The organism is Pelomonas baiyunensis (assembly GCF_043555935.1).
In the GTDB taxonomy this organism is placed as follows: Bacteria; Pseudomonadota; Gammaproteobacteria; order Burkholderiales; family Burkholderiaceae_C; genus Pelomonas; species Pelomonas baiyunensis.
Genome location: NZ_JBIGIB010000004.1, coordinates 14,943 through 36,716, shown reverse-complemented (window position 1 = coordinate 36,716; position 21,774 = coordinate 14,943). Strand labels below are relative to the sequence as shown.

Sequence of the window (21,774 nt, the reverse complement as noted above, 5' to 3'; positions counted from 1 at the left end):
AGGGGCTGAGCCGCCTGCGGGTCAAGCGCCGGCCGCGCCGGGCAGGCCGCGGCGCAGCTGAATGGCTTCGGCCACGTGCGCCGGGGCGATGTGCTCGGCGCCGGCCAGGTCGGCCACGGTGCGCGCCACGCGCAGCACGCGGTGGAAGCTGCGGGCCGACCAGCCCAGTTTTTCGGCCGAGCGGTCCAGCAGTGCTTTCGCCGCCGGCTCCAGCACGGCGTGCGTGGGCAGATCGGCGGCTTGCAACTGCGCGTTGGCACAGCCTTGGCGGGCCTGCGCAGCCGCACGGGCTTGGGCCACGCGCGCGGCCACCACGGCCGAGCTTTCACCCGGAGCCAGGTCCTGCAATTCGCGCGGCGGAATGACCGGCACTTCGATCAGCAGGTCCAGCCGGTCCAGGAAGGGACCGCTCAGCCGTCCCTGGTAGCGGGCGATCTGGTCCGGCGAGCAGCGGCAGGCCTTCAGCGGGTTGCCCAGGTGGCCGCAGGGGCAGGGGTTCATCGCCGCCACCAGCTGGAAGCGGGCCGGGAACTCGGCCTGGCGCGCGGCGCGCGAGATCAGGATGCGGCCCGTCTCCAGCGGTTCGCGCAAGGCTTCCAGCGCCGCGCGGGGAAATTCCGGCAGTTCATCCAAGAACAGGACGCCATGCTGGGCCAGTGAAATCTCGCCCGGCCGCGGGGGCGAGCCGCCGCCCACCAGGGCCACGCTGGAGGCCGAGTGGTGCGGTGCGCGCACCGGGCGCTGGCCCCAGCGGCTGATGTCGAACTGGCCGGCCAGGCTGAGCACTGCGGCCGATTCCAGTGCGGCTTCGTCGTCCAGCAGCGGCAGCAGGCTGGCCAGGCGCTGGGCCAGCATGGACTTGCCCGTGCCGGGCGGGCCGCTCATCAGCAGTGAATGTCCGCCTGCGGCGGCAATTTCCAGCGCGCGCTTGGGGCCGGCCTGGCCCTTGATGTCCGACAGGTCGAGCAGGCCGGCTTGCGCCAGCCGGGGCAGGGCGGTGGCGCGGGGCAGGGCGTCGCCCTCGGGTTGCAGCGCGGCCACCACGTCCAGCAGGTGGCGCGCCTGCCGCACCACCAGGCCGTCCACCAGCGCGGCTTCGGCGGCGCTGGCTTCGGGCAGCAGCAACTCGCGCGCGGGTTCGCCGCGGGCGCCGGCCTGGCGCAGCGCCAACGCCATGGCCAGGGCGCCGCGCACCGGGCGCAACTCACCCGCCAGCGAGAGCTCGCCCGCACATTCCAGCCGCGCCAGCCGGGCCGGGTCGATCTGGCCGTTGGCCGCCAGCAGGCCCAGCGCCATGGGCAGGTCGAACCGGCCGCCTTCCTTGGGCAAGTCGGCCGGAGCGAGGTTCACCGTGATGCGCTTGTTCGCCGGAAACCCGAGCCCGCTGTTGGCCAGAGCAGCGCGCACGCGCTCACGGGCCTCCTTCACTTCCGTGTCGGCCAGGCCCACCACGGTGAAGCTGGGCAGGCCGTTGGCGAGGTGCACTTCTACGGTGACCGCGGCGGCAGCCAGGCCGTCGAGGGCGCGGCTGTGGACGGTGGCAAGGCTCATGGGCGGGGCGATTCGGGCGTTGGGACGGTGCAGGGGCGGCGCAGTCTAGGGCTGGGGGTGGCGGTGCGGCGGGTGCTTTTCCCCTTGATGCACCAGTTGTGTGCATGAGAGGCTGGTGCGTCTGTCCAGTTTGGTGCGTGCGCCTGGGTGCTGGGCGCGATGGACCCAGATTCGTGCGCGCCCCCCGGGCATGACTGTTGGCACGGAAGCTGCAAAGACTTGGCGGACTGCCTTTCCCTAACTTGAATGAGGAGCCCCGCCATGAAGTTGTCCCCTTCGCTGCTTGCCCTGGCCCTGTCCGCGGTTGTTCTGCCCGCAATGGCTGATGAGCCGGCACCGGATCCGTTGTCGTTCAACGTCGGCGCCGTGACCGAGTACCGCTACCGCGGCATCTCGCAAACCCGCCTGAAGCCGGCCCTGCAAGGCGGCGTGGACTACGCCGCCGCCAACGGCTTCTACGTGGGCGCCTGGGCATCCAGCATCAAGTGGATCAAGGACGCTGGTGGCGACTCCAAGGTGGAAGTGGACCTGTACGGCGGCTACAAGACCGAAGTCGCCAAGGGCCTGACGCTGGACGTCGGCCTGCTGCAGTACGTGTACTCCGGCAACAAGCTGAACCCCAGCGCCAACACGCTGGAGGTGTACGGCGCCCTGAGCTTCGGCCCCGTGACGGCCAAGTACTCGCAAAGCACCACCAACCTGTTCGGCTTTGCCGACAGCAAGGGCTCGGGCTACTTCGACGTGACCGCCACCTTTGACCTGGGTGATGGCCTGAGCGTGGCCCCGCACATCGGCCACCAGACCGTGAAGCACAACTCCGCCGCCTCCTACACCGACTACTCGGTGACCCTGGCCAAGGACTTCTCCGGCCTGGTGGTGAGCGGCTCGCTGATCGGCACCGACGCCAACAAGACGGCCTACGCCAGCCCCGTCAACGGCAAGTTCATGGGCAAGTCCACGCTCGTGCTCGGCCTGAAGAAGACTTTCTAAGCATCACTGGAGCGCGACATGAAATTGATCACTGCCGTCATCAAGCCGTTCAAGCTCGACGAGGTGCGTGAAGCCCTGAGCGCCATCGGCGTGCAGGGCCTGACGGTCACTGAGGTCAAGGGCTTCGGCCGCCAAAAGGGCCACACCGAGCTGTACCGCGGTGCGGAGTACGTGGTGGACTTTCTGCCCAAGGTCAAGGTCGAAGCGGCCGTGAACGACGACGTCGTCGAGCGCGTCATCGAGGCCATCGAGTCTTCGGCGCGCACCGGCAAGATCGGCGACGGCAAGATTTTTGTGTCGCCGCTGGACCAGGTCGTTCGCATTCGCACCGGCGAAACCGGCAACGACGCGCTCTGAAGCGCGCGTTCACAACCCTCGTTTGGAGAACCCTCCCATGAAGAAGCTTCTCGCCGGCCTCGCGCTTGCCGCCGGCCTGCTCGCGCCGGCTGCCTGGGCTCAAGACCCGGCATCGGCTCCCGCCTCGGCATCGGCTCCCGCCTCGGCTGCGGCCGTGGCCGCCGCACCGGCCTCGGCGGCCGATGCCGCCTCTGCTCCGGCTGCAGCCGCTGCTGCGTCTGCGCCGGCCGACGCCGCCTCGGCGCCGCCCGCCCAGCCCAACAAGGGCGACACGACCTGGATGATGCTGTCCACCCTGCTCGTCATCCTGATGACGGTGCCGGGCCTGGCGCTGTTCTACGGCGGCCTGGTGCGCAGCAAGAACATGCTGTCGGTGCTGATGCAGGTGATGGTCGGCTTCTCGCTGATCGTGGTGCTGTGGTGCCTGTACGGCTACAGCTTCGCGTTCACCGAGGGCAACGCCTTCATCGGTGGCACGGATCGTCTCTTCATGAAGGGCATCTGGGACAACGTCGCCGGCACCTTCGCACTGGGCGCCACGTTCAGCAAGGGCGTGCCGATGTACGAGATGGTGTTCGCCGCCTTCCAGGCCACGTTCGCCGGCATCACGGGCTGCCTGATCATTGGCGCGTTCGCTGAGCGCATCAAGTTCTCCGCCGTGCTCGCCTTCCTGGTGCTGTGGTTCACCTTCAGCTACCTGCCGATCGCCCACATGGTGTGGTTCTGGGCGGGCCCGGATGCCTACACGGCCGCTGACGTGGTGGACGCCACCAACGCCAAGGCCGGCCTGATCTGGCAATGGGGCGCGCTGGACTTCGCCGGCGGCACCGTGGTGCACATCAACGCCGCTGTCGCTGGCCTGGTGGGTGCCTTCATGGTGGGCAAGCGCGTGGGCTACGGCCGTGAAGCCTTCACCCCGCACAGCCTGACGTTGACCATGGTGGGCGCTTCGCTGCTGTGGGTGGGTTGGTTCGGTTTCAACGCCGGCTCGGCCCTGGAAGCCAACGGCTTCGCGGCCCTGGCCTTCATCAACACCTTCGCTGCCACGGCTGCTGCTGTGCTGGCCTGGTGCATCGGTGAAGCGCTGCTCAAGGGCAAGGCGTCCATGCTGGGTGCAGCGTCGGGTGCGGTGGCCGGTCTGGTCGCCATCACCCCGGCGGCCGGCAACGTCGGCATCGGTGGCGGTCTGGTCATCGGCTTCGTGGCGGGCTTCGCTTGCCTGTGGGGCGTGTCCGGCCTGAAGAAGCTGATCGGTGCAGACGACTCGCTGGACGTGTTCGGTGTGCACGGCGTGGGCGGCATCGTCGGCGCCCTGCTGACCGGTGTGTTCAACAGCCCGGCCCTGGGTGGCCCCAGCGCGGTCGGTGACTGGGTCACGGCCTCGATGATCGCCCCCGACGCGTACTCCATCGCCACGCAGTTCATGACCCAGGCCAAGGCCGTGGGCGTGACCATCGTGTGGTCGGGTGTCGTCTCCGTGATCGCCTACAAGCTGGTCGACCTGACCATCGGCCTGCGCGTCACCGAAGAGGAAGAGCGCGAAGGTCTGGACATCTCGTCGCACGGCGAGACCGCGTACCACAAGTGATCTGACGCAAGTGCCCGCCGGCCCAGCCGCGCGGGTCTTCGTGAAAGCCGCCCCACCGGGCGGCTTTTTTCTTGGCGAGAGCCGGTTCAGGGGCGGGCTATGCTGGACGGCCATGGATGTCGTCACCCTGTTGTCGGCGGTGCTGGTCAATGCACTGCTGATGCTTCTGGCCCTGCTGGCCAATGTCGGAGTTCGCTCGCGCAGTGGCCTGCAGGCCTGGCAGTTCATGCTGCTGGGGCAGGCCGCCGGGTTCGGCCTGTTGATCGGGGCCACGCTGGCCTGGCCTCGCGCACTGGCCACCTTGGGTGTGATGGCGCTCAGCGGCTCGGCGGCGGCCATGGTGCTGTCGGCCAGTCGCTTCCTCGGCCGGCCGGTGCCATCGGGCGCGCTGTGGTGGCCGCCCTTGCTGCTCGGCGCGGTGCATGTGTTCGTCTTCCAGAACCAGCCCATCGCTACCGGGCTGACCAACCTGACGATTGCCACCCAGGTGGCCTGGGCGACCTGGATGCTGCTGCAGGGCGCCGGGCGCGTGCGCTGGCGCTGGATGTGCGGGCTGGCGGCGGCGGGCAATGCGGGGCTCACCTTGGCCCGGGCGATCCTGGCACTGGGCTGGCCCGAGGTGTATCCACGCTTTGTGGCCCCACACCCGCTGAACATCGCCCACCTGATGCTGCTCAACGCCAGCCTGGTGCTGGGCACCATGGGTTTCTTGCTGGCCCATCGCGACGAAGCCGAGCAGGCCCTGGTGCGGCTGGCCTCGCTGGACACCCTGACCGGCCTGCTCAACCGCCGCGAGTGGATGACCCGCGCCGGCCGGGCGTTGGGGTTGGCGCACGCCGGTGACGCGCCGGTCATGCTCATGCTGGACCTGGACCACTTCAAGCGCGTCAACGACGAGCGCGGCCACCCGGTGGGCGACGAGGTGCTCAAGCTCACCGGCGAGGTGCTCAAGGGCGAGCTGCGCGCCAGCGATCTGGTGGGCCGCTACGGCGGCGAAGAGTTTTGCGTGGTGCTGCGGCAGTGTGAGCCCGAGGCCTTCACCCGGCTGGACGCGCGCTTGCACCAGGCCCTGCGCCGCCGCTGCGAGGCCAGCCTGGGCTTTGCGGTGGACTTCAGCGCAGGCGCGGTGCGCGTGAAGCCGGGCGAGACGCTGGCGGCCGCCATCCAGCGGGCCGATGATGCGCTCTACCGCGCCAAGGCCGCCGGGCGCGGGCGCACCGCGTGCGACGAAGGCGTCTTGTGATCCCGCCGGCCACCCCCATGTGCGTCGGCCCCACCCAGTTTGAGATCATTCGGTCATGGTTCCCCATCTGATCACCGCCCTGAACGGCCCCATCAATGAGTTGGAAGCCCGCGTCCTGGAATCCATGCCGGCGACGGAACGTTGGTTCCGGCTGGAGTGGATGGAGCACACGCCCACCTTCTACGCGTCAGTGGACCTGCGCAACGCCGGCTTCAAGCTCGCGCCGGTGGACACCAACCTGTTCCCGGGCGGCTTCAACCTGCTGACGCCGCAGATGCTGCCCCAGGCGGTGCAGGCGGCCATGGCGGCCATCGAGAAGATCTGCCCCGAGGCGCGCAACCTGCTCGTCATTCCGGAAACCGGGGCCACCTGCAGCTTCTACCTGGACAACCTGGCCACGCTCGCGCGCATCTTCACGCAGGCCGGTTTGAACGTGCGCTTCGGCACGCTGGACACCGCCATCACCGAGCCCACGGCGCTCAAGAGCGCGGGCGGCGGCGAGATCGTGGTGGAGCCGCTGGTGCGCAAGCGCGGCCGCCTCACCATCAAGGGTTTCGACCCCTGCACCATCCTGCTCAACAACGACCTCGCCGCCGGCACGCCGCCGCAGCTGATGGGCCTGCACGAGCAGTACCTGCTGCCGCCGCTGCATGCCGGCTGGAGCGTGCGCCGCAAGAGCCAGCATTTCCGCGCGTACGAGGAAGTGGCCAAGCGCTTCGGCAAGCTGCTGGGCATGGACCCGTGGCTCATCACGCCGTCCTTCCAGGGCGTGCAACTGCAGGGCAAGAAGGGCCTGGATGCCCTGCAGGCCGCGGCCGACGCCCAGCTCACCAAGGTGCGCCGCAAGTACAAGGAATACGGCATCAACGAGAAGCCCTTCGTCATCATCAAGAGCGACGTGGGCAGCAACGGCCGCCCGGTGATGACCGTGCGCGACGCCAAGGACATCGAAGCCCTGGCCGCGGGCCTGCCGGACGGGCTGGGCCAGGAGTTGATCGTGCAGGAAGGCGTGGCCACCCACGAGCGTGTGCACGAGGCCGTGGCCGAGCCGGTGGTCTACACCATGGACCGCTACGTGGTGGGCGGCTATTACCGCGTGCATGCCCAGCGCGGCATTGACGAAAGCCTCAACACCCCGGGCGCCAGCTACGTGCCGCTCGCGTTTGCCGACTCGCCCCACCTGCCGCGCCCCGGCGAAAAGCCCGGCGCCAGCGCGCCCAACCGCTTCTACATGTACGGCGTGATCGCCCGCCTGGCGATGCTGGCCGCCAGCTACGAGCTGGAAGCCACCGACCCGCAGGCCGAGGCCGAGGCGGCCTGAGCCCCTGGGGCTTTCCTGCCCCCGCCCCCGGGGGCGTTCACTGTCGGCCCGGCGAGGCGCGTGGTTTAGGCTGCGCGCCTTTCCAGCTTTCAACGCGCCGCCGATGAACACCCCCCGCTTGGCCCCCCTGGCCCTGTCGCTGTTTCTCTCGCTGCCGGTCACGCTGCCGCTGGCCAGCTTGCCGGGCGTGGCCACCGCTGCGCCGCCCACTGCCGCGCCGCTCACCTCCGGGTTCGACAAGTCCGGCCAAGACCGCACCGTGCGCCCGCAAGACGACCTGTTCCGCGCCGGCAACGGCCGCTGGCTGGCCACCACGCGGATTCCGGCCGACAAGTCCGCCTACGGCAGCTTCACGCAGCTGGCCGACCTGTCGGACGAGCGCGTGCGCCGCATCGTCGAGTCGCTGGCGGCCACCCAGCGCGACACCGACACCGTGGAAGGCAAGATCGGTGCGTACTACGCCAGCCACCTGAACACCGCCGCCATCGACAAGGCGGGCCTGGCCCCCATTCGCCCCATGCTGGACAGCATTGCCGCGCTGCAGACGCGTGAGCAACTCGCCCCATGGCTCGGCCGCCACGTGGGCGTGGTGGACCTGCCCTGGGCGCTCAGCGTGGACCCCGACTTCAAGCAGCCCGGCACGAACCGGCTGAGCCTGTCGCAAAGCGGTCTGGGCCTGCCCGACCGGGACTACTACCTCAAGACCGACGACGCCGAGATGGCCCGCGCGCGTGATGCCTACCGGCGCTACCTTGCGGTGCTGGCCCGCGCGGCCGGGCTGCGCCAGCCGGACGACGCCGCCCGGCGCGTGATCGTGTTCGAACACCGCCTGGCCCAGGCGCAATGGCCGGCTGACGAGAACCGCGATCCGCAGAAGAACTACAACCCCATGACGCCGGCCGAGCTGGCCAAGAACGCACCGGGTTGGGACTGGGCCGCCATGTTCGGCGCTGCCGCGCTGCCCACACTCGACCGCCTGAGCGTGGCCCAGCCCAGCTACGCCACCGCCGCGGCGCAGTGGATGGCCGAGGCGCCGCTTGAAGACATCCGCCTGTACCTCACCCTGCGCGTGCTGGACGCCCACGCCACCGTGCTGCCGCGCGCGCTGCGCGATGCCAGCTTTGCCTTCCATGGCGCCGCGTTGACGGGCGCCCGCAGCCCGCGCCCGCGCTGGCAGCAGGCGGTGGAGAGCGTCAACGCCGCGTTGGGCGAGGCCGTGGGCGAGGTGTACGTGCAGCGCCACTTCGCCGCGGCCGACAAGGCGCGCATGCTGGTGCTGGTGCAGAACCTGCTGACCGCCTACGGCGAGTCCATCGATAGCCTGACCTGGATGACGCCCGCCACCCAGGCCAAGGCGCGGGACAAGCTCTCCAAGTACCTCGTCAAGATCGGCTACCCCGACGTCTGGCGCCGCTACGACGCGCTGCAAGTGAAGGCCGGTGACGCCGCCGGCAACCGCCAGCGCGCCGCGCGCTTCGACTGGGAGCGCCAGGCCGCCAAGGCCGGCCAGCCGGTGGACAAGCGCGAGTGGGGCATGACGCCGCAGACCGTCAACGCGTACTACAACCCCACGCTCAACGAAATCGTGTTCCCGGCCGCCATCCTGCAGCCGCCGTTCTACAACACACAGGCCGACGACGCGGTCAACTACGGCGCGATCGGGGCCATCATCGGCCACGAAATCAGCCACGGCTTCGACGACGAAGGCAGCCAGTTCGACGGCGACGGCGTGCTCGCCAACTGGTGGACCGACGACGACCGCAAGGCCTTCGAGGCCGTGGGCGCCCGGCTCGAGGCGCAGTACGAAGGCTACGAGCCCCTGCCCGGCAAGCGCATCAACGGCAAGCTCACGCTGGGCGAGAACATGGCTGACCTGTCGGGCCTGCAAATCGCCTACAAGGCCTACCAGCGTTCGCTGGGCGGCCAGCCGTCGCCCGTCATCGACGGCCTGACCGGCGAGCAGCGCTTCTTCATGGGCTGGTCGCAGGGCTGGCGCGAAAAGATCCGCGACCCGCGCCTGCTGCAACAACTGACCGTGGACCCGCACTCGCCGCCGCAGTTCCGCGCCAACGGCGCCGCCGTCAACCACGACGGCTTCCATGACGCCTTCAAGACCCAGCCCGGCGACAAGATGTTCAAGGCCCCGGCCGACCGCATCAAGATCTGGTGACGCCTCCGGGCCGGCGCTGCCGGCCCGCTCGGGTGGGGAAGGCCCCCTGGGGTACGCCGGTCCCACGCTTGCGTCAAGACTCGCTTACGTGGTTTTGCTGCGGTGCACAAAACCCCAAAAGTGGGCGGAGAATCCTCACTTTTGAACAAATGCCCCGGTTTGTGCCGGTGGTCTCTCCGAAGTGAGTTCTTCCCACGCGGCCCGCAGCCCCTCGGCGATGGCGGGCCTGACCCTCGGTGCTCTCGGGGTCGTTTACGGCGACATCGGCACCAGCCCGCTCTACGCGCTGAAAGAAGTCTTCCATGGCGGCCACGTGGCCACCACGCCGGACAACATCCTCGGCGTGCTCTCGCTGCTGTTCTGGACGCTGACCGTCGTCGTCTCGTTCAAATACGTGTTGCTCATCCTGCGCGCCGACAACAACGGCGAGGGCGGGCTGATCGCCATGCTGGCCCTGGCCACCAACGCCGTGAACGACCGGCCGCCGCTGCGCCGCAGCCTGATGCTCGTCGGCCTGTTCGGCACTGCCATCTTCTTTGGCGACGCCGTCATCACCCCGGCCATGACCGTGCTGGGCGCGGTGGAAGGCATCGACGTCTACGAGCCCCAGTACCACGACGCCATCCTGCCGCTGACGCTCATCGTCATGGTGGGCCTGTTCTCGGTGCAGCGCTTCGGCACCGGCGGCATCGGCAAGGCCTTCGGGCCGGTGATGCTGGCGTGGTTTGTGGTGCTGGCGCTGCTGGGCATGCCGCACGTCATCGACAACCCCAAGGTGCTCGCCGCGGTGAACCCGATGTACGCGCTGCGCTTTTGCCTGGAATACCGCTGGGTGGCCTTTGTGGCCCTGGGCGCCGTGGTGCTGGTGGTGACCGGCGGCGAAGCGCTGTACGCCGACCTGGGTCACTTCGGCAAGAAGCCCATCCGCATCGCCTGGTACGGCGTGGTGATGCCGTCGCTGGTCATCAACTACTTCGGCCAGGGCGCCATGCTGCTGGACAACCCCGAAGGCGTCAAAAACCCGTTCTTCCTGCTGGCGCCGGACTGGGCCGAGATCCCGCTGTTCCTGCTCGCCACCGCCGCGGCCATCGTCGCCTCGCAGGCGCTCATCACCGCTGCGTTCTCGGTCACCAAGCAAGCCATCCAGCTCGGCATCCTGCCGCGTCTGCGCGTGCTGCACACCAGCGTGCGCGACACCGGCCAGATCTACGTGCCCTTCATCAACTGGAGCCTGTTCGTGCTGGTGGTGGTGGCGGTGGTGTTCTTCGGCTCGTCCAGCAAGCTGGCCGGCGCGTACGGCGTGGCCGTCACCATCGACATGACCATCACCACGGTCATGACCTTCTTCGTCATCCGCTACGGCTGGAAGTACCCGCTCGCGCTGTGCGTGGCCGCCACGGGGCTGTTCTTCCTGATCGACGTGACCTTCCTCGCGTCCAACCTGCTCAAGATCGCGGCCGGCGGCTGGTTCCCGCTGTTGATCGGCATCGGCATGTTCACCCTCATGCTGACCTGGAAGCAGGGCCGCCGCCAGCTGTCCGACAAGCTGCGCGAAGACGCCATCGAGCTCACCACCTTCCTGGACGCGGTGTTCATCAACCCGCCCACGCGCGTGGCCGGCACCGCCGTGTTCCTGTCGGCGGAAAAAGGCAGCACGCCCAACGCCCTGCTGCACAACCTCAAGCACAACAAGGTGCTGCACGAGCAGAACATCTTCGTCACCGTGAAGCACCACGAAGTGCCGTGGATCGGGTTCGAGAAGCGCTGCGAAGTGGAAGCCCTGGGCAACCACTGCTGGCAGGTGGCCCTGCACTTCGGCTTCAAGAACGAGCCCGACGTGCCCGAGGCGCTGCAACTGCTCAAGAAGCAGGGCGTGCAGCTGGACGACATGGAAACCAGCTACTTCCTGAGCCGCGACATCGTCATCCCCACCATCGGCTCCGGCATGGCCCTGTGGCGCGAAAAGCTCTTCGCCAGCATGCACCGCAACGCCGCCGCCGCGGCCGACTTCCTGCACCTGCCCACCAACCGCATCGTGGAGCTGGGCAGCAAGGTGGAAATCTGAGCGGCTTGCCGGTCGACCTGTCGCTGCAACGCCAACGGCCCTTCGGGGCCGTTTTTTATGGCGCGCCGGGTGGGTGCCTTGAGCCCCCTGAGTCAAAACGTCCACTGCCGCCCGCGCGTGATTGCGGTCAAGATGGCCGCCGTTCGGTCACTGTCAGGCGGCTCCCGTGGATTGGGTTCTCATCGCGTTCGCAACCTTCAAAGGTCTGGTTTTCGTCACGGGCATGTACTTCGCCATCAAGTGGCACTACGACCGCGAAAAGCTCCAGGCCGACCGCCGCGTTTTGCTGCGTACAGGCGCCCGGTACGGCGCCGTTTTCGTGGTGTTGCTGCTGGCCTTGCTGGCCCTCACGTTCGGGCTCGCGCGGATGCTGGGCATGGACTTGAGCCTGCCCTGAAGGCGCGCGTGCGCGGCGGGCTTGGCGGGCGCTCTGCCCGTTCGTGCTGAAGCGCTTGATTCGGTCCAAGGTCGCCGCAGCGTTGCCGCGATGGTGCCGTTCCTTGCGCGGTACCTGCGGATGCCCGTTGTCGGGCAGGCGTGGGAGGCAGTCAGCGACAGCTTTGCCGCCGAAGCCGCTTGGAGGGGGGGGCTAACGCGCCAAATCAGTTGTAACCCGTGCCGCTTTTGTCGGATTTTTTAGTACCCTGGGCGGGGCAGAAAAATGGGAGAAATCGCCGATGCATCAATGGCTGGAGATCGATGTAGGCAATGTTGTTATACGGCCGACGCCGATGTTATGCAGCAGCGACTGTCTCCCTGCAATACGTTAGGTTTCTCGTGTATCAACGTATTGGCGCGGTACATTTTTAACACGCACTAAAAATAGGGAGGACTTGTGTACAACTGGCCCACGCATTATCCGGCGCAGTGCCCACCATCACATGCAGTCGAACTGACTGGCACGGTGTATCGCTTCATCAACGGGCGCACCCCCGCTGACGTCGACTTCCTCTCGCACTATGAAAGGAAGCCCGATGGAGACTGGGATCACGACCCGTGCAAGGCAAGGGGCTTGTCTGTATTGCGATCAATCGAAGACTGCCAGACAATGAGAGCAGGAGTACCGGCGCTTCGCAAAAAGCGCATTGCAGTTGCGTCAGTAAGTGGGTCAGCCGGGGTAATTGCAAACACTCCTTCTCACACCTGTGAGGGCCACAAGACGTGGTGGAGAACGACTCCGCCGGCATCACTCGCACCGCTGTTTGCGAGAATTGAGGAAGCGTCGCCAGAGGCTAAAAATGACTGAGCTTCCGATCAACACGCCGCTCGGCAAGCTAGAACTGCAGCGGGTTATCGAATACTACGACTTCCCGCGGATATTCACGTGCATCAACAGCACGGGGCAAATATATTTCGGCATTTCCACATACGATGATGCGGATGAGTTTCATTGGATCTATCTCCCAATTAGCTCCCTCCGTTTATCAGCCATACTTGCTGGCGCAACGCCACTTCGCCAAGCTCTACTTGAGCCTGAAGGTGGCTTCGTGTTCTTCGTCAAAACATTTGTGAATGAGCGCGCTGAATTCTCATACGCACTCCCCGAACAAATATCAGAAGATGATTTGCCGGACGAATGCTACCTGATCAATATCCAAAGTGAGCCTAGCAGTCGCTCTGCGATCATTGATCCAAGTGTCGTGGCACAAGCCTCTCGACGGGAAACATTCAACTACAGAATATTTCCAGCCGAGCCGGCCCAGCACGAAATTGCATCCCGAAAACTCGGTGGAATCTTAACTAGCACCCAAGAATTGCTCGACGCACTGGGGCAGTCTTCTACTGGGCAGCCCTCTGTCAGAGGCCCCATTTCCGCTGAAATACTTGAAAAAACAAAAATAAATGTTGCCCATGTATTTGAGGGGTCTTTTGGCGTTCAATTCAGGGCCTCTCAGTTTAGCGATTTACTTGATCAGTCCTTGATTGCTGCCGCAATATCTGAGTTCGGCAATGTAATACTGGCCGCAGACTCAGAAGATTTGCTCGGCAAAAAACTGCACTCACTGAAGGGGCGGGTGGCTTCAAAATACCGCCGCTTGCTAAAGGAATTGTCCGACATCGATTCTGGCCTTGAGCTCAAATGGGGGGCAGTGCAGCAAGGCCGAGGCGGCACTTTCTCGCTCACGAAGGAGCAAGTTAGAAAGGCATACACAATCGTCGATAAAATCGATATCGAAATGGCTGACGAGGTCGTTGTAAACGGTAAACTGGTTGGCTTCAACTCTCGCGCACTTCGATACGAAATTCAGTCCGCAGATGACGAGAAATCATATTCCGGCAAAGTTGCTGACGATGCTGTCATTGAAGTTCTTAACCCTGCAATTGGCGAGTTTTATTCGGCAAAGTTGAGAATGCTTGTGGAAACCCAATCAACGTCCGGCGATGAGCTTATACGTTGGGTATTGGTTAGCTTGTCGCACCGAAAATCGGCGCAAGTAACCTAACTGGCGGTTCAACGCGGACGCCAACACTGGCCATGGCTTTGCCAATTTTTTTGGCTAGTGTTGGTACCCTCCGCGCTTCGCTCTCCGGCGCCGCTTGCCTTGGCCGTTGACCTTCCGCTTCCGCAGCGCCACTTCAAGTTGCACGGAACTCTCCAACGCGTCGATCGCCTCCAGCGGCACATCCATCAACGTCGAGCGGCTTCAGCCTGTGGTCTTGCCAACCCCAGACCACGCCGCATCCCGCCGCCCCGCTTGCCCAACAAAAAAGAACGGCCCCTCGGGGCCGTTTCCTGTTCTCATGGCGCGTCGTACGCGGCGCTCAGATCGTCGACACGAACTGCTCGGTCGGGCGGCGTACCTTTTTCAGGTTCACCAGCCAGTCGCCGTCGGCTTGGCGGTAGCCCAGCGGCAGCAGCAGCACCGAGCGCAGGCCGCGGGCCTTGAGGTTCAGGATTTCGTCGACCTTGGCGGGCGTGAAGCCTTCCATGGGCGTGGCGTCCACCTGTTCCTCGGCAGCAGCAATCAGGGCCGTGCCCAGGCCGATGTAGGCCTGGCGGGCGGCGTGCTGGAAGTTCTCTTCCGCGCTGCGCTGCGGGTAGGTGGCCAGCAGTTGCTGGCGGTAGGCCTCCCAGCCGTCGTTCTTGAAGCCGCGCACGTCGTTCGTCAGGTCGAACATCTGGTTGATGCGCTCGGCCGTGTAGTTGTCCCACGCGGCGAACACCAGCAGGTGCGAGGCGTCGGTCACCTGCGCCTGGTTCCAGGCGTTTTCGCGGATCTGCTGGCGCAGCGCCGGGTCTTGCACGATGAGCACTTCGTACGGCTGCAGGCCGCTGGAGGTGGCCGTCAGGCGCACGGCTTCCAGGATGCGGTCCAGCTTGTCCTGCGGCAGGGGCAGGGCGGGGTTCATCTTCTTGGTGGCGTAGCGCCACTGGAGCTTGTCGATCAGGGTGGTCATGACGGAGGAAGAAGCGAAAAACCCCGCCATGGTGCCCGCTGGCGCCTGGCGCTGCTGGCCGGCAGGCCGGTGCCCTTGTGCGGCGCTGGCCCTTGTGGCGCGCCGCCAGCCAGCGGCCCGGGTTTTGGGTAGCGCCGCTAGCATCGCCCGCCATGACGCCTCCTGCCGCGCCCGCCGCCCCCGGCCACGCCACCCCTGAACGCCGGCTGGATGTGCGCCACGCCGGCGCCTTGTGCGTGGGCATGGTGATTGGCGCCGGCATCTTCAAAACCTCGCCGCTGGCCGCGCAGGCGCTGGGCGACCCGGCACAACTGCTGTGGGCCTGGGCGCTGGGCGGTGTGCTGTCCCTCGTGGGCGGCCTGTGCTTTGCCGAGCTGGCTGCGGCCTTCCCGGACACCGGGGGCGACTACCACTTCCTGCGCCGCGCCTATGGGCACCGGCTGGGCTTTCTGTTCGCGTGGTCGCGCTTCGCGGTCATCCACACCGGCTCCATGGCGCTGCTGGGCTTTGTGTTTGGCGACTACCTCGCCCAGGTGGTGGACTTGACGCCCTGGCTCGGCCCGCACGCCAGCGCACTGATGGCGGCCGGGCTCATCGTGGTGCTCACGGCGCTGAACCTGCTGGGGGTGCGTGTGGGACTGGGCACGCAGCTGGGGCTGAGTGCGGCGGTGCTGCTGGGCTTGGTGTTGCTGGGCCTGGGGGCGGGCGCGCAGGTGCTGGCCGGCCACCCGCCCGTCACGCCGCCGCCGGCCACGCCGGGGTCGGACTGGCACCTGGCGCTGGTGTTCGTGTTCCTGGCCTATGGCGGCTGGAGCGACGCGGCCACCTTGTCCGCCGAACTGCGCGACCCGCAGCGCGGCATCCAGCGCGCGCTGTTGCTGGGCCTGGGCCTCGTGATGGGCCTGTACCTGCTGGCCAACTGGGCCTACCTGCGCGTGCTGGGCGTGGCCGGGCTGGCCGCCAGCGAGGCCCCGGCGGCCGACCTGATGCACGTGGCCTTCGGCCGCGGGGCGGAGCTGCTGATGGTGGGCGTGGTGACGCTGACCGCGCTGTCGGTGATGAACGCGCTGCTGATCGCCGGCCCGCGCACCACCTACGCCGCCGCGCGCGACCTGGCCGCCGAGTGGCACCTGGCCCGCTGGAACCACGCCCGCGGCACGCCCACCGGTGCGGTGCTGGCCACGGCCGGCGTGGCGCTGTTGCTGGTGGCCTTCGGCGACCTCACGCGAGGCGGCTTCTCCACGATGGTGGACTACCTCTCACCCGTGTACTGGTTCTTCATGACGCTGAGCGCGCTGGCCGTCATCGTGCTGCGCCGGCGCGAGCCCCACGCGCTGCGCCCGGTGCGCGTGCCGCTGTACCCGGCGCTGCCGCTGCTGTTTGCGGCCAGCAGTGCGTATGTGTTGTGGTCCAGCGTGGTGTACGTGAAGGCGGGTGCCGTGGTGGGCGTGGCGGTGCTGGCGGTGGGCGCGGCCCTGCTGTGGGGGCACGGGCGCTGGTGTCAGCACACCTCGCGTTGATCAATCGCCGTGCCGCGCACGTGCACCAGCTGGCCACGCTCGATGGCCGTCCAGGCCTGGGCGTCGTCGCCCAGCGGTTCAGACGCAATCGCCCAGCCGCCGCGCTGGGGCTTGAGGTAGAGGCTGGGCGGCTTGCAGTCGCTGGCCCAGCGAATGGCCCACAGCTGCTCGCCATCGGCCAGCGCGGCCGAGAAGCGCAGCGGGGCCTCCACGCCGCGCTCCTGCATTTCATCGGTGGTGTCGCGCAGCACCTGGCAGATGGCGTCTTCCACGGTGGCGCCGGCCCGCACGCGGGCCATGATGAGCAGGAACAGCAGCTCGGAGTCGGTGGAGCCGCGGCGCTCGTCGAACAGCTCGTCGGGCAGCTGCGCCTCCAGCCGGCGGCGCACGCGGGCGAAGTCGCCCACCTGACCGTTGTGGATGAACAGATACCGCCCCAGCGCGAACGGGTGGCAGTTCAGCCGCGACACCCCGCCGCCCGTGGCTGCCCGCACATGCGCCATGAACAGCGGTGAGCGCACGTTGGCGCACAGCGACAGCAGGTTGTCGTCGCTCCACGCGGGCATCACCTCGCGGTATACGCCCGGCGCCTCGCGCTCGCCGTACCAGCCGATGCCGAAACCGTCGCCGTTGGTCACGGCCTTGGCTTCGGCCGCCTGCAGGCTTTGCCGCACCAGCGAGTGGCGCGGTTTGCACACCAGGTCTTCCAGATAGATCCCCTCACCCGAATACGCCAGGAAACGGCACATCCCTCGTCCTCGTCGTCATGAACCCCGCGGCTATGCTGGCCGCATGCGTCGTTTGCTGCAAGATTTTTCGCCATCCACCGTGGTGGCCGGCTTCGTGGCGGTGCTGGTGGGCTACACCAGCTCGGTCGCCATCATCTTCCAGGCCACCGTGGCCCTGGGCGCCACGCCGGCGCAGACCGCCTCGTGGCTGTGGGCCCTGGGCCTGGGCATGGGCGTCACGAGCCTTGGGCTGAGCTGGTGGACGCGCCAGCCGGTGCTGGTGGCGTGGTCCACGCCGGGCGCGGCGCTGTTGGCGTCCACCTCGGGGCTGGCCATGCCCGAGGCCATCGGGGCCTTCATCGTGTGCGGCCTGCTCATGGCCTGGGCCGGCGCCAGCGGCGTGTTCGAGCGCTTGATGGACCGCATCCCCGTGGCAATTGCCTCGGCCCTGCTGGCCGGCGTGCTGGCCCGCTTCGGGCTGGACGCCGTGGGCAGCGTGAAGACCGCGCCCGAGCTGGTGCTGGCCATGGCCGCGGCCTTCCTGCTCGGCCGCCGCCTGTGGCCGCGCTACGCCGTGCCCGGCGTGCTGCTGGCCGGTGTGGCCGTGGCGCTGGCGCAGGGCCGCTTGCATCTGGCGGGGGTGGACACCTCGCACCTGTGGGCCGTGCCGGTGTGGACGTCGCCGCAGTTCAGCTGGCACGCCACCGTGGGCGTGGCGCTGCCGCTGTTCATCGTCACCATGGCCTCGCAGAACCTGCCCGGCGTGGCCGCGCAGCGGGCCAGCGGCTACAGCACGCCGGTGTCCGCCAGCGTGGCCGTGACGGGCGCGGCCACCACGCTGCTGGCGCCCTTCGGCGGCTATGCGCTCAATCTGGCGGCCATCACCGCAGCCATCTGCATGGGCCGCGAGGCGCATGAAGACCCCGCCCGCCGCTACACCGCCAGCATGGCGGCCGGCGTGTTTTATCTGGTGGTGGGCGTGGCGGGTGGCGCGGTGGCGGTGGCGCTGTCGGCCTTTCCGCGGGAGCTGGTGGCGGCCATTGCCGGGCTGGCGCTGCTGGGCACCATTGCCGGCGCGCTGGGTACCGCGCTGAAAGACGAAGGCCACCGCGACGCAGCCATCCTCACCTTCCTGGTGTGCCTGTCGGGCTTCAGCGCGTTCGGCATTGGCGCGGCGTTCTGGGGCGTGGTGGCCGGCGGCGTGGCCGCCGCGGTGGCGGGCTTTCGCCGCCCTCAGGCCGGGCAGGGCTGAAGCCCCTGTGCAACACTGATTGGCCTGCACTGCACTCCCTGCACCGCCGATCATGAAGCTGCTTTTCGTTGCCGACCCGCTGGTCTCGTTCAAGACCTACAAAGACTCCACCTTCGCCATGATGCGCGAGGCCGCCAAGCGCGGCCACCGCATCCTGGCCTGCGAGCCGCAGCAGCTGGTGTGGCTGCGCGGCGGCCGCGTGACGGCGCGTGGCGCGGTGGAGATCGCGCTCACCGGCGACGCCACCGACTGGTTCACCGTGACCGCCACCGCTGACGTGGCCCTGGCCGACGTGGACGCGGTGCTGATGCGCAAGGACCCGCCGTTCGACCCCGAGTTCTTCTACACCACCCACCTGCTGAGCCAGGCCCAGCGCGAAGGCGCCCGCGTGCTGAACAACCCCAGCGCCTTGCGCGAGCACCCCGAGAAGCTAGCGATCCTGGAGTTCCCGCAGTTCATCTCGCCCACGCTGGTCACGCGCAGCGCGGCCGAAATCCGCGCCTTCCACGCCGAGCACCGCGACATCATCTTGAAGCCCCTGGACGGCATGGGCGGCATGGGCATCTTCCGTGTGAAGGACGACGGCCTGAACCTCGGCGCCATCATCGAGACGCTGAACAAGGACGGCGCGCAGACCGTGATGGTGCAGCGCTTCATTCCCGCCATTGCCGAGGGCGACAAGCGCATCCTCATCATCGGCGGTAAGCCCGTGCCGCACTGCCTGGCGCGCATTCCGCAAGGCGGCGAGGTGCGCGGCAACCTCGCGGCCGGCGGCAAGGGCGTGGCCCGCCCGCTCACCGCGCGGGACCGCGAGATTGCCGAATACCTCGGCCCCATCCTGGCCGCGCGCGGCCTGCTGCTGGTGGGCCTGGATGTGATCGGCGAGAACGTCACCGAGATCAACGTCACCAGCCCGACCTGCTTCCAGGAGATCACCGACCAGACCGGGTTCGATGTGGCCCAGATGTACATCGACGCGCTGGAAGAGTCGCTCGCATGATCAGCCGCCGCAGTTTCTCGGCCCTCAGCCTGGCGCCGCTGGCTTGGCCCGCCGGGGCGCAAGCCCTGCCGTTCGCGCCGTTGACCGAGACCTTTTTGGAAGGCCTCTGGGGGCTCGATCCCGATGCCGCTGTGGCCGCCGGCCGCTTCGAGATGGCGAACCGTGTGACGCTGCCCAGCGCCGCGCAGCGCCAGCGCGCGAAAGCGTTTTTCAGCGACTGGCTGCAGCGCTTCGAGGCGGTGCCCGAGGCCTCGCTGTCGGTCAGCGAGCGCATGGATCGGGCCATCCTGATCGCCAAGCTGCGCGCCGACTTGTGGCGCCTGGACACCTTGCGCGAGTGGCAGTGGAACCCTGCCGAGCACAACCCGGCGGCGTCGCTGGACCTGCTGCTCAACACCGAGTACGCGCCGCTGCTGTTCCGTGTGCAGGCGCTGTTGCCGCGTGTGGCCGCGCTGCCGGCGTTCTACCGGGCGGCGCAGTCGAGCCTGGCCGGCGTGTCGGGCGAGCACGTGGCGCTGGCCATTCAGCAGGCGCCCGGCGTGCTGAGCGTGCTGGACGACATGGCCAAGCGCGCCGCCGAGGCCGGTCAGGCGGCCGCGTTCAAGGCGCCGCTGGCCGCTGCGCGGCGCGCAGTGAACGGCTACGTGGCCCACCTGAAGAAGCTCAAGCCGGTGCGCAGCTTCCGCCTGGGGGCTGCGCTGTACGAGCCCAAGTTCCAGCACGACATCCAGTCCGCCCGCAGCGCGCGCGAGACCTACGAGCTGGCCCTGGCCCGCCGCGAAGAGGTGCTGACCAGCATGCAGGCCCAGGCCACCGCGCTGTGGCCCACGGTGATGGGTGCCGAGCCGCTGCCCACCGACCGCTTCGCCCTCATCGGCCGCGTCATCGACAAGCTCAGCCAGCGGCATGTGGCCCGCGAGCGCTTCGTGGACGAGATTCGGGCGCAGATCCCGCAGCTGGAAGCCTGGGTGCGCGAGCACGACCTGCTCAGCCAGGACGCCAGCAAACCCCTGCAGGTGCGCGAGACGCCGGAGTACCAACGCGGCGTGGCCGGCGCCAGCATCGACGCGCCCGGGCCCTACCGCCCGCAAGACAACACCTACTACAACGTCACCCCGCTCACCGACCTGTCAGCCGCCGAGGCCGAAAGCACGCTGCGCGAATACAACCACTGGATCCTGCAGATCCTGAACATCCACGAGGCCATCCCCGGGCACTACACGCAGCTGGTGCATGCCAACCGCGTGCCCAGCAAGGTCAAGGCGCTGTTCGGCAACGGCGCCATGGTGGAAGGCTGGGCGGTGTACGGCGAGCGCGTGATGATCGAAAGCGGCTACGGCGCCTCGCCCGAGATGACGCTGATGTGGGGCAAGTGGCACCTGCGCTCGGTCACCAACACGGTGCTGGACTACAGCGTGCACGTGCTGGGCATGCAGGAGAAAGACGCGCTGGACCTGCTGGTGCGCCAGGCCTTCCAAACCCCGCGTGAACCCCAGGAGAAGTGGCGCCGCGTGCAGCTGACTTCGGTGCAGCTGACGAGCTATTTCAGCGGCTACAGCGAGATCTTTGCGCTGCGCGAGCAGCTCAAGGCCCGACCCGGCTTTGCGCTCAAGGCCTTCCATGAGCGGTTCCTGAGCTACGGCAGCGCGCCGGTGCGGCTGATTGCCGCCGACATGCTGCGCTGATCAGGGCGCCGGGTCGCTGCGCGGCCGGTGGCGGCCGCGGGCCGTGGGCCCACCCTGCAGCGCCTGGCGGAACGCGGCGCTGGTGATCACAGCATCGGCCTGCTTCACCACCTCGGCCCCCAGCGGCGTGCGGCTGCAGGCCACGTGGCCCTCGCGCGTGGGGCCTTGCTCCTGCAGCGGCAGCAGCTGCAGCTCGGACGTGTCCAGCCCCAGCTCGCGGGTCAGGGGCCCCAGCTCGAACGGCAGCAAGAGCACGCCGTCGATGCGGCCGCGTTGCAGCATGCCCATCAGGTTGAGCGCGGGGTTCTGCGTGGTCACCCGCTCGAAGCGCCCGGCCGCCTGGGCCGCCAGCACGGCGTCCACCGCCGGCCCGTAGGCGCGGCCCTCGGCCCGGCCGAAGCGGGTGTCTGCGCGCTGCAGCCAGCCGGCCAGCGACAACCGGCCCTGCTCATCCAGCAGCCCCTGCCAGCGGGGCAGGGCGCTGCGCCGCACCAGCAAGCCCGCCGCCGAGTCGACGGGAAAGGGCCGCGAGAAGGTCAGGTAGCTTTCGCGCTCGGCGTTTTTCATCAGGCCCAGCGCGCAGCCATTGGGCAGGTGCTGCAGGCTGGCTTCCAGGCGCTTCGGGGGCACGGGCACCACCTGGTGCTGCCAGCCCGGCAGGCGGGGCAGCAGCACCTCGCGTAGCAGGCGGTCCAGCACGCCCTGGCCCTGCTGCGGGCCTTGGGTGATGTAGAGCGGCGGCAGTTCGTACAGCAGCCACTGCACCTCGGGCTCGGCCTGGGCCTGGGTCGGCTGGCAGCCCAGCGCGCCTGCCACGCCCAACGCCACCGCGCTGGCAGCCAGCACACGGCGAACACCCCGGGCGACCCCGGCTTGGGCAGGAACAAAACACACATCAAACACAG

Annotated in this window: 17 protein-coding genes; 13 read left to right on the top strand and 4 right to left on the bottom strand. The window is 67.8% G+C overall.

Going from position 1 to position 21,774, the window contains the following annotated elements; genetic code table 11:
• Nucleotides 1–21: 21 nt before the first annotated feature.
• Nucleotides 22–1,551, bottom strand: coding sequence for a YifB family Mg chelatase-like AAA ATPase (locus ACG01O_RS14360; RefSeq protein WP_394385682.1), 1,530 nt, complete (start codon nucleotides 1,549–1,551; stop codon nucleotides 22–24).
• 261 nt (nucleotides 1,552–1,812) lie between these two features.
• Between ACG01O_RS14360 and ACG01O_RS14355 the strand changes: the two genes are divergently transcribed.
• From ACG01O_RS14355 to ACG01O_RS14315, 9 genes are all read left to right on the top strand, one after another.
• The gene (locus ACG01O_RS14355; RefSeq protein ID WP_394385681.1) at nucleotides 1,813–2,541 is read left to right on the top strand and encodes a TorF family putative porin; all 729 of its coding nucleotides are present in this window, start codon (nucleotides 1,813–1,815) and stop codon (nucleotides 2,539–2,541) included.
• Between the two features lie 18 nt (nucleotides 2,542–2,559).
• Complete coding sequence (gene glnK / locus ACG01O_RS14350) at nucleotides 2,560–2,898, top strand: P-II family nitrogen regulator (RefSeq protein WP_394385680.1); 339 nt, start codon at nucleotides 2,560–2,562, stop codon at nucleotides 2,896–2,898.
• 37 nt (nucleotides 2,899–2,935) lie between these two features.
• A complete protein-coding gene (locus ACG01O_RS14345; protein WP_394385679.1) occupies nucleotides 2,936–4,486 on the top strand; it encodes an ammonium transporter in 1,551 nt (516 codons plus the stop codon).
• Nucleotides 4,487–4,598: 112 nt separating this feature from the next.
• A complete protein-coding gene (locus ACG01O_RS14340; RefSeq protein ID WP_394385678.1) occupies nucleotides 4,599–5,729 on the top strand; it encodes a GGDEF domain-containing protein in 1,131 nt (376 codons plus the stop codon).
• Between the two features lie 55 nt (nucleotides 5,730–5,784).
• Nucleotides 5,785–7,050: a glutamate--cysteine ligase gene (gene gshA, locus ACG01O_RS14335; protein ID WP_394385677.1), complete on the top strand. Its 1,266-nt coding sequence runs from the start codon at nucleotides 5,785–5,787 to the stop codon at nucleotides 7,048–7,050.
• Between the two features lie 103 nt (nucleotides 7,051–7,153).
• Complete coding sequence (locus ACG01O_RS14330) at nucleotides 7,154–9,220, top strand: M13 family metallopeptidase (RefSeq protein WP_394385676.1); 2,067 nt, start codon at nucleotides 7,154–7,156, stop codon at nucleotides 9,218–9,220.
• A gap of 217 nt (nucleotides 9,221–9,437) precedes the next feature.
• The gene (locus ACG01O_RS14325; RefSeq protein WP_394386343.1) at nucleotides 9,438–11,285 is read left to right on the top strand and encodes a potassium transporter Kup; all 1,848 of its coding nucleotides are present in this window, start codon (nucleotides 9,438–9,440) and stop codon (nucleotides 11,283–11,285) included.
• Nucleotides 11,286–11,451: 166 nt separating this feature from the next.
• Nucleotides 11,452–11,682, top strand: a complete 231-nt coding sequence (locus ACG01O_RS14320) for a hypothetical protein (protein ID WP_394386357.1) — start codon at nucleotides 11,452–11,454, stop codon at nucleotides 11,680–11,682.
• A gap of 841 nt (nucleotides 11,683–12,523) precedes the next feature.
• Nucleotides 12,524–13,729 carry a DUF6575 domain-containing protein gene (locus tag ACG01O_RS14315; RefSeq protein ID WP_394385675.1) on the top strand — a complete coding sequence of 402 codons (1,206 nt, stop codon included), beginning with the start codon at nucleotides 12,524–12,526 and terminating at the stop codon, nucleotides 13,727–13,729.
• Nucleotides 13,730–14,048: 319 nt separating this feature from the next.
• Here the strand turns inward: ACG01O_RS14315 and ACG01O_RS14310 are convergent, their stop codons facing one another.
• Nucleotides 14,049–14,684 (bottom strand): NAD(P)H-dependent oxidoreductase, encoded by a 636-nt coding sequence (locus tag ACG01O_RS14310; RefSeq protein ID WP_394385674.1) that lies wholly within the window; start codon nucleotides 14,682–14,684, stop codon nucleotides 14,049–14,051.
• Nucleotides 14,685–14,836: 152 nt separating this feature from the next.
• On the opposite strand from ACG01O_RS14310, the gene ACG01O_RS14305 reads away from it, so the two are divergent.
• On the top strand, nucleotides 14,837–16,204 hold the full coding sequence (locus tag ACG01O_RS14305; protein ID WP_394385673.1) for an APC family permease: 1,368 nt from the start codon (nucleotides 14,837–14,839) through the stop codon (nucleotides 16,202–16,204).
• Here ACG01O_RS14305 and ACG01O_RS14300 read toward each other — a convergent pair.
• Nucleotides 16,186–16,953, bottom strand: a complete 768-nt coding sequence (locus tag ACG01O_RS14300; RefSeq protein ID WP_394385672.1) for a class II glutamine amidotransferase — start codon at nucleotides 16,951–16,953, stop codon at nucleotides 16,186–16,188. The genes ACG01O_RS14305 and ACG01O_RS14300 overlap by 19 nt on opposite strands.
• A 43-nt stretch (nucleotides 16,954–16,996) precedes the next feature.
• Between ACG01O_RS14300 and ACG01O_RS14295 the strand changes: the two genes are divergently transcribed.
• The 3 genes from ACG01O_RS14295 to ACG01O_RS14285 are packed head-to-tail and all read left to right on the top strand — an operon-like array spanning nucleotide 16,997 to nucleotide 20,869.
• The gene (locus tag ACG01O_RS14295) at nucleotides 16,997–18,184 is read left to right on the top strand and encodes a benzoate/H(+) symporter BenE family transporter (RefSeq protein ID WP_394385671.1); all 1,188 of its coding nucleotides are present in this window, start codon (nucleotides 16,997–16,999) and stop codon (nucleotides 18,182–18,184) included.
• Between the two features lie 52 nt (nucleotides 18,185–18,236).
• A complete protein-coding gene (gshB, locus tag ACG01O_RS14290; protein ID WP_394385670.1) occupies nucleotides 18,237–19,184 on the top strand; it encodes a glutathione synthase in 948 nt (315 codons plus the stop codon).
• A complete protein-coding gene (locus ACG01O_RS14285; protein ID WP_394385669.1) occupies nucleotides 19,181–20,869 on the top strand; it encodes a DUF885 domain-containing protein in 1,689 nt (562 codons plus the stop codon). Before gshB ends, ACG01O_RS14285 begins: the two co-directional genes overlap by 4 nt.
• On the opposite strand, the gene ACG01O_RS14280 is transcribed toward ACG01O_RS14285, so the two are convergent.
• Nucleotides 20,870–21,715 carry a TIGR02285 family protein gene (locus ACG01O_RS14280; protein ID WP_394385668.1) on the bottom strand — a complete coding sequence of 282 codons (846 nt, stop codon included), beginning with the start codon at nucleotides 21,713–21,715 and terminating at the stop codon, nucleotides 20,870–20,872.
• Nucleotides 21,716–21,774 lie beyond the last annotated feature (59 nt).